Consider the following 11405-nt stretch of genomic DNA (forward strand, 5'->3'; position numbering starts at 1 on the left):
TACAACGGAAAATTTTTCAAAAGTGAAACTTTGAAAATTTTGCAATCGGTTGTTTGCGAAATCGTTTATTTTGTCAACTATTGGATTACACGAGCTCACGGAACCTGTAAAAATAGGTATATTCAAAAGCAGGTTTTATAGGTGCTCTTTTTGAGAGATGTTAAAGCAATAAATCCATTTTACTAAAGGAATTTTGTGAGTTTTTTGATATTGACTGTTCTTATTGGAACTCTATTCTTGTTGAATGTTCCGTTAAATTTTATAGAAAAAAGTTTCTTTATAGGGATATATTTACTGTCTTTAGCTATGGAAATTGGGTCGATAATTATCGAGATAAAGAATCCTAGCAAAGAAGAACTCAAAAAAAATCTTTTTATACTTCTTTGGAATAAGATAAAAACTAAAAAACGAAAATAAATCTACGAGAAAAAAAAAGAAAAAAGTCTTATAGGGACTCTTTTTTGAGCTAGGTTAAAACTTAAGATTCAAAGAAACCAAGTACACAAAAAAAGCCTAATATAACGCCCAAAGCAACAAATACAACATACGCATAATAAGTTGCTGGGTCATTTTCTTTTGTTACATACGATCCACACATTCCTGCTCTTTTTGTTTTTATTATTTCAACTAAGCACCAAATCATGATTATAAGACCTAAATATTTCAATTATCATCCTCCATCGTCGCTATACTAAAAGACGTTCCTAGATTAAACTCTAATAAAATAGAAAAATGAATTTTGATTACACATCAAAAAAAAAGTTAGATTTCTAATCATGGAAAACACATCGTTTTTTTGACGTCATTAGTTCAATCCTAGTTCTCATCTGTTTCGTACGCTTGATGGTGGTAAATCACCATCTGCGTCGCGAGAATAGAGAACTCTGGGACCGTCTACCTAGGAGTCCCGAAAAGTCTGCGGACGATTTCTGGAAGCGATACCGAGATACATCTCCCAAATCGTAACCAACATTTTAGCCTTATCAGGCTTTTTTTTTGGCAATAGCAATTTAAACAGGTGCGCGGGAAAGCCGGGCGTTGCGGGTCGGCGTCTGAGACCCGCAGTAGGGGTAGCGTATGCCGCTGGCGGCAGAAGCGAGGGGGATTCCTCCCCCTCATTATCCTATTTATAGTCACATTTACAATAACCATAAAACAAGGCGATGCCGGAACGGTGTCCGGCATGACATAGTCGCATACCCGTTCATTCGTCTCTAGTCGCTCGTCTCAATTGGCACGGTTCTTGCATATACTAGCGCGGAAACAAAACAAAACCGCCCTTTAGTTTCAATTTGAAACGGCAAAATTGCGGGATTGCTTAAAAATTTAACAGGAGATTAAAATGGCAACAGAAAAGATGGAGTTCCAGACCGAAGTTCGCGACATGCTGAACTTGATGATCAATTCTCTTTACAGCAACAAGGAAATTTTCCTGCGCGAGCTTGTTTCTAACGCAGCGGATGCTCTCGACAAGCGTCGTTTCCTCTCGCTCTCGAACTCCAGCCTCCTCCCGGTGGGCACGCAGTTGCGCATCGATATTTCGGTGAACAAGGAAGGCAAGCGCCTCGTTGTCGAAGACAACGGTATCGGCATGAACAAGGAAGACTTGATCAACTGCTTGGGCACCATCGCCCGTAGCGGCACCAAGAACTTCATCAAGAACCTCAAGGATGGCGACAAAGGCAGTGTCGATTTGATTGGCCAGTTCGGTGTGGGTTTCTACTCCGTGTTCATGGTCGCAAAGAAGGTCGAAGTTTTGACGCTCAAGGCTGGCGAGACGCAGGGTTACCTGTGGGCTTCCGAAGGCACGGGCGATTTCGAAATTTCTGAAGCACCGCTCGACAAGGTGGGCACCAAGATTACGCTTTACCTCAAGGACGACGAAGACGCCGAAGATTTCGCGAGCGAATGGAAGATCAAGGACATCGTCCAGAAGTATAGCGGCTTTGTGAGCTACGGCATTTACTTCCACCCGGAAGCAACGAAAAACGACAAGGGCGAACTTGAAGAAAAGCCCGAAGAACGTTTGAACGACAAGACCGCTTTGTGGCGCCAGAGCGAAAAGGAAGTCACCGAAGAACAGTACAAGGACTTCTACAACGTCATCAGCCACGAAGCTGACGAACCGGCTGCCTGGAGTCACAGCCACGCTGAAGGTTCACAGGAATTCTGGAGCCTCGTGTACATTCCGTCGAAGGCTCCGTTCAACATTTGGCACAACGACGCATTGCACGGCCTCAAGCTCTACGTGAAGAAAGTCTTTATTATGGACGACTGCAAGGACTTGCTGCCGCCTTGGCTCCGCTTTGTGCGCGGTGTGGTCGATAGCGAAGACTTGCCGCTGAACGTGTCCCGTGAAATCTTGCAGAACAACAAGATTATCACCAACATCCGTAAGCATGTCATCAAGAAGGTGCTCGACGCCTTGCAGAACATGGCCGACAAGGATGCCGCGAAGTACAACGCCTGGTGGCGCGAACTCGGTATGGTCCTTAAGGAAGGCTTCTACATGAACTGGGAACATCTTGACGAACTCAAGAAGTTGCTCCGTTTCGAAAGCACCAAGACGGAAGGTGATGCTCTCGTGGGCCTCGACGAATACGTGAAGCGCATGCCGGAAGGCCAGAAGGAAATCTACTACCTCATTGGCGACAAGAATGCCGTGAAGAGCAACCCGATGCTCGAAGCCTTCAAGGCCAAGGGCTACGAAGTCTTGCTCATGAGCGACGGCATAGATGAATTCATGATGTCTAGCCTCCAGGAATTCGGCGACAAGAAGTTCCACGACATCGCCCGCGGCGACGTGGATTTCGAAAAGACCGAAGACGAAAAGAAGGCTGAAGAAGCTAACAAGGGTATCTTCAAGGGCCTCTGCGAAAACCTGCAGAAGCTCCTCGACGAAGACATCAAGGAAGTCCGTGTGTCAAGCCGCCTGAAGGATAGCCCCTGCTGCCTTGTGACCAGCGAAGACGCCATGAGCGCCCAGATGGAACGCATGATGAAGGCGATGGGCCAGAAGAACTTGCCGAAGAGCAAGCGCATCTTGGAAATCAACCCGACGCACCCGATTTGCGAAATGCTCAAGAAGAAGGCTGAAGCGGGTGATGATTTGGGCGATTGGCCGAAGGCCCTCTACGGCCAGGCTCTGCTTGCCGAAGGTTCTCCGCTGCCGAACCCGGCTGAATACGTGTCCGCGATTACAAAGTTACTGACTGCATCTGTCAAGTAATTACGCGCTATGCACCATCAAGAAGACCGCGATTAATCGCGGCCTTTTTTGCTTTTCTGCGACACTCGATTTGCTAGTCTTTGCACTACTTCGTAGTGCAAATCGCTTCGCCTCGGTCATGGGAAAGCAAGCTTTCCCGCGACACTCGGCTTGCTAATTTTTGACGCAGCGGACTGGAAATGCATTGTCCTTACCCGTGTTGCCCACAAATGAATCATCGTTTAAGCTTGTCAAAGACACATTGCACGCGACGACTCTTCTGCAAGTCTCATCGCACCACTCATCGCTTTCAGCCTCTGTAGACGTCCACAAAACCCCGAGATAGCCAATCTCGCTGTAAATGGGATATATTCCATTGATAAACCTGTATCCAGCAGGCGACGCCGAAAAGGAATAATCATCCGTACCGTTACCGCCTTCAGACCAACCAGAAGTTGATTTGAGTTTTTCACCTGCAGTCTCGGAGCCGCCAATTGCGGCAAACAAAGTATCATATTCAGCCTTCGTAGGCAAATGCCAGCCACTGGGACACGCCCCCTGCACTGGATAGGTGGGTGTACACGTTTTTTGATAACCGCAGCCTTTGCCGTTTTCACTCCATACGCCAGCACTGTCCATTGCTGCGGCCCAAGTGTAAAGGCGACCGTACTTGGAGCAGTACTTAGCGGAGTCATTGAAGCAATAGGAACTATCCGTCTCAAAATTAAGATTCTCAGCCATCCAAATCTGCGAACCTATCTTCACGGTTTTATAAGTTTGTTTATCACGGGAGTCCGTTAGCGAGCCATATTCGCATTCATCTTTAGTTTTTGTTTTGCAGGCTTTTGCCTCGGGCACTATAATAACCGGGGGTTCTATAATTTTAGGTTCGACATCCATCACGCAACGAACAGAATAGCCGTCGTCTTTGTTTCCAGAGCGGATATCCGCACCATCATACACACTCTGAAAATACACGCATCCACTACTGTTTTCATATTCATTAGAACTCCAAAAGAGCGCTTGATACCCCTCCTCGTAATAATCGTCTTGGTAGACCCAGTCCCTGAAACCTGCAGGAAGCACGGAAAAACCGAAAGCATCCGTTGCCTCGCCACTGGAGATCCAGTCACTCGTCTTGAGTGTTATGCCAGCGACTTTTTCGCCCCCCACTGAGTCAATCAAGGTTTTCCATTCCGCTGTGGAAGGCAGATGCCATCCCTTGGGACAAGCGTCCGCAGCTGCATCCCATACATATAAGCGCCCAAACTTATCGCAATTATCTTTTGAATTATTGTAACAATAGCAATAATCGTTTTTGTATTTTGCCTCTCTTCTGTAATTCAGATTCTGGGCCATCCACCACTGGTCACCGATTTTCACAGTCTTGTAAGTTTGTCCGTCGCGGTCATCCACCAGCTCGCCATACTCGCAATTATCTTCGGTTGAAGTTTTGCAGCCTTTTGGCACAGCCACAGAGCTTCCCGATTTCGCAGATGAAGAGGACTTCGCAGATGAAGAAGACTTTGCACTAGACGAAGACTTTGCCTTGCTACTGCTAGACTTTTCATTAGACGAAGTTCTGGAATCCAAAACGCAGCGGACGGACAATGCATTATCCATCGGCTCGCCCCCAATATCAGCCGATGCGTAACGATTATCCAAAGACATGCTGATCGCGTGATCAACCAGAATCCTATTGCCATCAAGCCTAGTCGATGATTCAATATCTTCCGTAGAACTCCAGAAATACGCCGCAGTCTTGTCACCAATAAAATCGTACGATTTAACATTCTGAGAGACATAACCACTAAAATCATATTCCATTCTGTAGCCTCCAGGGAGGGCAGAAAAACCATACTCATCCGTTCCGACCGTTTCTTTTTTCTCAAATTTCCAGCCGTCAACAGACTTGAGCTTTATCCCCGCATTATCGCTACCGCCGACTGTTTGGATCAAGGTTTCAAATTCGTCCTTAGAGGGCAAGTGCCAACCGCCAGGGCAAGCCTCCGTTGCAGCTTCCCACTTGTAAAGACGACCGTACTTATTGCATAAGCCAGAGTTACTATTTTGCATGTATGAAGGATCTTCACCATAGCAATAGCTAAAGCACGAATTATAATTCAAGTTTTCCGCCATCCAGACCTGATCGCCGATTTTCACGGTTTTGTAGGTCTTGTTGTCGCGAGGGTCCTTCATGGTATTATTCTTCTCGTCGTATATGGCCTTGGAGCCACTCGCACTTGATGACGATTTCGCGGACGAAGAAGACTTTGCAGAACTAGACGAAACTTTTTTGCTTGACGAGGAGTTCGCCTTGCTACTGCTCGATTTTTTGACGGCACTGCTGGACACCGGTTCTTCTGAATCAGCATTGCTGCCAGAATCACCACCGCAGGCGGTAAAGACAGACATAGCCGTCACAAGCAAGAACGGCAAAAACCTAGCAAACATTTTCATAAACATCTCCTCCCCATACATTTGAGGTAAATATAAGTAATTTGAGGATTTAAAAAGGCGATCCCGTCCCCATTCGCGGATCATGACCACATAAATGCTAGTTGCATTCAAGGCGAGTGTCGCGACAGGCTGCTTGCAGACTGTCATAATTGAGCCGAAGATGCTGACGCAAAGCGTCAAAGCATAAGTGGTCAAAGAGAATAAATCCGGGGTGACAAAGCAAGAAAATCTCATTCCACAATTTTTTCAAGCAGAGAAATAGCCTTTTTCATCTGTTTTTCGGGAACGGAGGAATAGTTGATGACAAATTCATGTTGCGAAGGTGTTGCCATCGTGTAATAATCCGAAAGTGCCCCGATGCGTACGCCTTTTTCGAGAGCCCGATTGCAAAATTCTTCATCGGAAAGCGTAGTTTTCACTTTTAGAATAAAGTGCAAACCTGCATCTTGTTCAGCGATTTCAACGCGGTCATGAAGCGGGCTGCGACGGATGATATCAAGCAGAGTATCGCGACGGTGGCGGTAAAAATTGCGCATTCGGTTGATGTGCTTTTCGTAATGTCCGCCACTGATGAACGTTGCAAGCACATACTGCACGAGATTTGAAATCGTGCAAGTGTAAAACGAGAACTCTTCGCAGAACTTTTTCGCAAGCGGTTTCGGAAGAATCATATAACCCACACGCACTGTAGAGGCAAGCGTTTTAGAAAATGAATTTATATAAATCGTCTTGTCTTGCACGTCAATGTTCTGCAACGCAGGTATCGGGCGGCCCACCATGCGAAATTCGCTATCGTATTCATCTTCGACAATGTAGCGGTTGCTAGATTTTGCAGCCCAGCTTAAAAGTTCATAGCGACGGCTCACAGGCATCACCTTCCCTGTCGGGAAGTGGTGCGATGGCGAAAGATGGACTACGTCCGTGCAAGTTTCTTCAAGCTGGTCTATGCGAACGCCATGCTCATCAAGCGGGATAAAATTGCAAACAACATTTAGCTTTTGGTAAATTTTAGAAATTTTACTGTAGCCGGGATCTTCTACGCCGTACTTTTTATCAAAGCCCAATAGTTGCACAAGCCAAGTGTAAAGGCAATCTGTTCCAGCACCGACGACAATCTGCTCCGGATCCACGCGCATCCCGCGGAACTCCAAGAGCATCTTGGCGATCGCTTTTCGGAGAGCAAGGACTCCTGAATTTGGCGAACGAGTCAGCAGTTCATTTTGCTGTTCGCAGAGGACTTTTCGCGTAATCTTCGCCCACGTCGAGAACGGGAACGTCGAAGCATCTACTTGATTATTGACGAAATCGGCAATGTAATGTAGAGCCTTAGGCGTTTCAACGCGTTGCGACTCACGGGATTGCTTGGTCGGAACAGGCTTGGGAAGAATCTGCGGATTTTTGGATTGAATCACCGCAACGAAAAAGCCCTTACGCGGAAGAGAGTAAATGAAGCCCTCCGCTAAAAGCTGCTCGTACGCATTTTCCACCGTCACGACGCTCACGCCCAACACATTGGCAAACGGACGCTTCGACGGAAGCTTCGCATCCGCCTCCAGACGGCCCGACAGAATATCGTCCTTTATGGAGCGATAAAGGAAATGGTAAAGAGTGTCATCACCCGCTTTTGAAATATCGTATGAGAGCATTAGGGAAATCCTTTTAATCTAACGAGAAAGGCGATGCCCGAATAAATCGGGCATGACATCATTATTATAACGAGCGAGGACCGTTTCGAGTGTTTTTACAATGCGAAGTTCTTGCATTATCAAACTTTCCTTTTGAAAAAACTGACCACAAACTGACATTAAACTGAACCTATTAAAATAATAGAAATTTGAATATTTGATAATATCAATAAAAAGCGTAAATTATGCCTCGAAAACAAGAAAAAAACAGCACTAGAGTCATTAACGCAGCCCTTCGGCAAGCTCAGGGATCTTTTAAGGTTGGTGAGCCTGTCGAACCACGCTCAGGATGACACTCAAAACAAGGAGAACCCAATGTCTACAGAAAATCGCTACGAACTCAACAAGAATCTCGCCCAAATGCTTAAAGGTGGAGTCATCATGGATGTGACCACCCCGGAACAGGCAAAAATTGCAGAAGCCGCCGGTGCAGCCGCCGTCATGGCACTCGAGCGCATCCCTGCCGACATCCGCGCCGCAGGCGGAGTCTCGCGCATGAGCGACCCCAAGATGATCAAGGGCATCCAAGACGCCGTTTCCATCCCCGTGATGGCCAAGTGCCGCATCGGTCACTTTGTCGAAGCGCAACTTTTGGAAGCCATCGAAATTGACTATATCGACGAAAGCGAAGTGCTCTCCCCCGCTGACGATATATTCCATATCAATAAGCACGAATTCAAAGTGCCGTTCGTCTGCGGAGCCCGTGACCTTGGCGAAGCACTCCGTCGCATTGAAGAAGGCGCTTCCATGATCCGCACCAAAGGCGAACCGGGAACAGGCGACATCGTGCAAGCCGTCCGCCACATCCGCCTGATGAACCAGGAAATCGCACGCATCTCGTCCATGCGCGAAGACGAACTTTTCAACCGAGCCAAGGAATTGCAAGTTTCGTACGAACTCGTGAAATATGTTCATGACCACAAGCGCCTCCCCGTCGTGAACTTCGCTGCAGGTGGCGTTGCCACGCCCGCCGATGCAGCCCTCATGATGCAGCTCGGTGCCGAAGGCGTGTTCGTCGGATCAGGTATTTTCAAGTCCGGCAATCCGGCCAAGCGTGCCGCCGCGATCGTGCAAGCCGTCACAAACTACAAGGACGCCAAACTCATTGCCAAGCTCTCCGAAGATTTAGGCGAAGCGATGGTCGGCATCAACGAAAACGAAATTGCACTTTTAATGGCTGAACGAGGAAAGTAAATGAGCGAAAACAAAACAAACAACCACATCAAAATCGGCGTACTCGCCGTACAAGGTGCATTTGCTGAGCACCGCCAGATCCTTGAGAAGCTCGGCGTTGAAACGTTTGAAATCCGCCAGTTGCGAGACCTCGAACAAGATTTCGATGGGCTCATTTTACCCGGCGGCGAAAGCACCGTGCAAGGAAAACTCTTGCAGGAACTCGGACTTTTTGAACCTTTACGCGAACGCATTGAAAGCGGACTCCCTACTTTGGGAACTTGCGCAGGATTGATTCTACTTGCCGAGAAATTGAGCAATGACGGTCACACGTATTTTGCAACAACGCCCGTCACCGTAGAACGCAACGCCTACGGCCGACAGCTCGGAAGCTTCTACACCGAAGAAAATTTCGAGGGTATTGGAAAAATTCCGATGACATTCATCCGTGCGCCACTCATACAGCGCGCAAGCCAGGATGTGCAAATTCTCGCGACCGTTCAAAATCAAATTGTCGCTGTGCGATACAAGAATCAACTCGCTATTTCGTTCCACCCAGAACTCAATAGCAATTTACGAGTGCATCAATATTTCGTGGAGGAAATTGTGAAAGCGAATCGAATGCAAGCAAAGAAAGCTGCTTAATGGAGATTCCGGCTCAAGGCCGGAATGACAATGCAATAATTAGTGCGTAACGAGTGCGATTATCGCCGTTATAAGACCGCCAACGGCAACACCCGCCAGCACAATAAAAGCCACCATCATCCACTTGACATACTTCGCCAGACGAACAACCATGGAATTCTGATCTTTGGCAAATTGCTGATAAGCATTGAGAGCGGCCATCACCGTAAAGCCAACATCATCAAGCCAGCCAAACAGCGGAATCGTATCGGGAACAGCATCAATCGGAGACAAATCGTAAACCACCGCAAGCATAGCAATAATTACAGAAAGCGCTTTCCAGACAACAGGAGCGCTATTCTGTTCATCCCCCTTTTTCACACTACGCCTATCACGATGCATATCGTTCATATCGTGAACTTCAACATCATCGTAAACTTTACCATTAGCCATTCAAACCCATCCTTCTAATCAAATTACTTTTTAAATATACAAACAAAAAGAAAAAGACTACCGATTTCTCGATAATCTTTAGTAAAGTTTTTGCTTTGCGAAACAAAGAACGTTTGATAATCAAGCAAGACAAGGCGCGAGTCCCCCGTAGCGTACTAAAACGTACGTGAGGGGGCGAGCAACGCAGTATTGCGCCGATTAGCGGACGTTCTTTACCCGTGGTAGAGTTTGCTCGTCTGATAATTCGGTTCAGACGTGAGGTTCACACCGAGGCGGCGGAACACACCAACGTCAACCTGCGAAAGAATCACGCTGGAGTGGACTTCGCAATGGCGGAGTTCCGGAAGTTTTTCGAGCGCAATCTTTGCATTGTAATCCGTCAGAGCGCAAACGGAGAGAGCCACGAGGACTTCGTCCATGTGCAAGCGCGGATTCTTGTGACCAAGCTGCATCGTCTTGAGGTTCTGAATCGGTTCAATCACCATCGGAGAAAGCAAGCGGACTTCGTCCGGGATGCCAGCCAAGTGCTTGAGAGAATCGAGCAACATAGCAGAAGATGCACCGAGAAGCGAAGAAGTCTTGCCCGTAATAATCGTACCGTCGTTCAGTTCAATAGCGACTGCCGGACCGTTCGTTTCTTCAGCCTTTGCCACAGCGGCGACAGCAACCTTGCGGTCCTTAGCGCTGATGTGAGCCTGTTCCATCACAAGTTCAAGCTTGTATACCTGATCCTTTTCGGCATTGCCCTTGCGGACCTGGCAAAGCGTATTGTAATAACGGCGGATGATTTCAGCATTAGCGGCTTCGCAAACAGCGGCATCATCAACGATGCAGTTGCCAGCCATGTTCACGCCCATGTCCGTCGGGCTCTTGTACGGAGATTCACCGAGGATGCGCGTAAAGAGAGCGTTCAACACCGGGAAAATTTCGACGTCGCGGTTGTAGTTAATCGTCGTCTTGCCGTAAGCTTCCAAATGGAACGGGTCAATCATGTTCACGTCGTTCAAGTCGGCCGTTGCAGCTTCGTATGCAAGGTTGACCGGGTGCTTGAGCGGGATGTTCCAAATCGGGAACGTTTCAAACTTGGCATAGCCAGCCTTGACACCGCGCTTGTTTTCATGATAAATTTGCGAGAGGCAGACAGCCATCTTTCCACTACCCGGACCCGGAGCGGTTACCACCACGAGTTCGCGAGAAGTTTCAACAAATTCATTCTTGCCATAACCATCATCGCTCACCACGAGCGGGATGTTGCTCGGATAACCGGCAATCGGATAATGGCGATAGACCTTGAGTCCGAGACCTTCGAGCTTTTTCTGGTAAGCGACAGCACTCGGCTGTTCTTGCCAGCGGGTCAGCACCACACTGCTCACGTAAAGGCCATAACCGCGGAAAGCGTCAATCAGGCGAAGGACGTCCTGATCGTAGGTAATGCCCAAGTCGCCGCGAACTTTGTTCTTTTCGATGTCGCCAGCATTGATGGCGATGATGACTTCGGCCTTATCCTTGAGCTTTTCAAGCATGCGGATTTTGGAGTCAGGAGCAAAGCCCGGCAAAACGCGACTTGCATGATGGTCATCAAAAAGTTTTCCACCAAATTCAAGATAAAGTTTTCCACCAAATTTAGAGATACGTTCTTGAATTTTTTCAGATTGAGTTTTTAGATAAGCATCGTTATCAAAACCAACTTTAAACATATATCACTACCATTTTTAGGGTTTTCACAATTATAAAAAAATGTAAACCACTATCTCAAGTCCAAAAAACTATTTTTTTGCCATATTTCTAAATTTGTGGCATAC

General features: G+C 47.3%; 8 protein-coding genes. 3 read left to right on the forward strand and 5 right to left on the reverse strand.

Annotated features, from left to right (window positions below; all coding sequences use genetic code 11):
• Nucleotides 1–478 precede the first annotated feature (478 nt).
• A complete protein-coding gene (locus tag CRN95_RS14725; RefSeq protein ID WP_159462251.1) occupies nt 479–643 on the reverse strand; it encodes a hypothetical protein in 165 nt (54 codons plus the stop codon).
• 699 nt (nt 644–1342) lie between these two features.
• Here CRN95_RS14725 and htpG point away from each other — a divergent pair.
• Nucleotides 1343–3229, forward strand: a complete 1887-nt coding sequence (htpG, locus tag CRN95_RS01485; RefSeq protein WP_097019904.1) for a molecular chaperone HtpG — start codon at nt 1343–1345, stop codon at nt 3227–3229.
• A 153-nt stretch (nt 3230–3382) separates the two neighbouring features.
• Here htpG and CRN95_RS01490 read toward each other — a convergent pair whose 3' ends face one another.
• The gene (locus tag CRN95_RS01490) at nt 3383–5668 is read right to left on the reverse strand and encodes a fibrobacter succinogenes major paralogous domain-containing protein (RefSeq protein ID WP_097020278.1); all 2286 of its coding nucleotides are present in this window, start codon (nt 5666–5668) and stop codon (nt 3383–3385) included.
• Nucleotides 5669–5898: 230 nt separating this feature from the next.
• The gene (locus CRN95_RS01495; protein ID WP_097019905.1) at nt 5899–7314 is read right to left on the reverse strand and encodes a PLP-dependent aminotransferase family protein; all 1416 of its coding nucleotides are present in this window, start codon (nt 7312–7314) and stop codon (nt 5899–5901) included.
• A 354-nt stretch (nt 7315–7668) separates the two neighbouring features.
• Here CRN95_RS01495 and pdxS point away from each other — a divergent pair, with 354 nt between their 5' ends.
• Nucleotides 7669–8547, forward strand: coding sequence for a pyridoxal 5'-phosphate synthase lyase subunit PdxS (gene pdxS / locus CRN95_RS01500; protein ID WP_097019906.1), 879 nt, complete (start codon nt 7669–7671; stop codon nt 8545–8547).
• Between the two features lie 27 nt (nt 8548–8574).
• Nucleotides 8575–9171 (forward strand): pyridoxal 5'-phosphate synthase glutaminase subunit PdxT, encoded by a 597-nt coding sequence (gene pdxT, locus CRN95_RS01505; protein ID WP_369832963.1) that lies wholly within the window; start codon nt 8575–8577, stop codon nt 9169–9171.
• A 39-nt stretch (nt 9172–9210) separates the two neighbouring features.
• On the opposite strand, the gene CRN95_RS01510 is transcribed toward pdxT, so the two are convergent.
• The gene (locus tag CRN95_RS01510; RefSeq protein WP_097019908.1) at nt 9211–9603 is read right to left on the reverse strand and encodes a YkvA family protein; all 393 of its coding nucleotides are present in this window, start codon (nt 9601–9603) and stop codon (nt 9211–9213) included.
• A 212-nt stretch (nt 9604–9815) separates the two neighbouring features.
• Nucleotides 9816–11300, reverse strand: a complete 1485-nt coding sequence (locus CRN95_RS01515) for a DUF1846 domain-containing protein (RefSeq protein WP_073424584.1) — start codon at nt 11298–11300, stop codon at nt 9816–9818.
• Between the last annotated feature and the right edge of the window lie 105 nt (nt 11301–11405).

The organism is Fibrobacter sp. UWB16 (genome assembly GCF_900215325.1).
In the GTDB taxonomy this organism is placed as follows: Bacteria; Fibrobacterota; Fibrobacteria; order Fibrobacterales; family Fibrobacteraceae; genus Fibrobacter.

What these genes read in the sequence shown, in the direction of transcription:
- CRN95_RS14725 (WP_159462251.1), bottom strand. Translation starts at nt 643, where the DNA reads ATGATTTGGTGCTTAGTTGAAATAATAAAAACAAAAAGAGCAGGAATG.
- htpG (WP_097019904.1), top strand. Translation starts at nt 1,343, where the DNA reads ATGGCAACAGAAAAGATGGAGTTCCAGACCGAAGTTCGCGACATGCTG.
- CRN95_RS01490 (WP_097020278.1), bottom strand. Translation starts at nt 5,668, where the DNA reads ATGAAAATGTTTGCTAGGTTTTTGCCGTTCTTGCTTGTGACGGCTATG.
- CRN95_RS01495 (WP_097019905.1), bottom strand. Translation starts at nt 7,314, where the DNA reads ATGCTCTCATACGATATTTCAAAAGCGGGTGATGACACTCTTTACCAT.
- pdxS (WP_097019906.1), top strand. Translation starts at nt 7,669, where the DNA reads ATGTCTACAGAAAATCGCTACGAACTCAACAAGAATCTCGCCCAAATG.
- CRN95_RS01510 (WP_097019908.1), bottom strand. Translation starts at nt 9,603, where the DNA reads ATGGCTAATGGTAAAGTTTACGATGATGTTGAAGTTCACGATATGAAC.
- CRN95_RS01515 (WP_073424584.1), bottom strand. Translation starts at nt 11,300, where the DNA reads ATGTTTAAAGTTGGTTTTGATAACGATGCTTATCTAAAAACTCAATCT.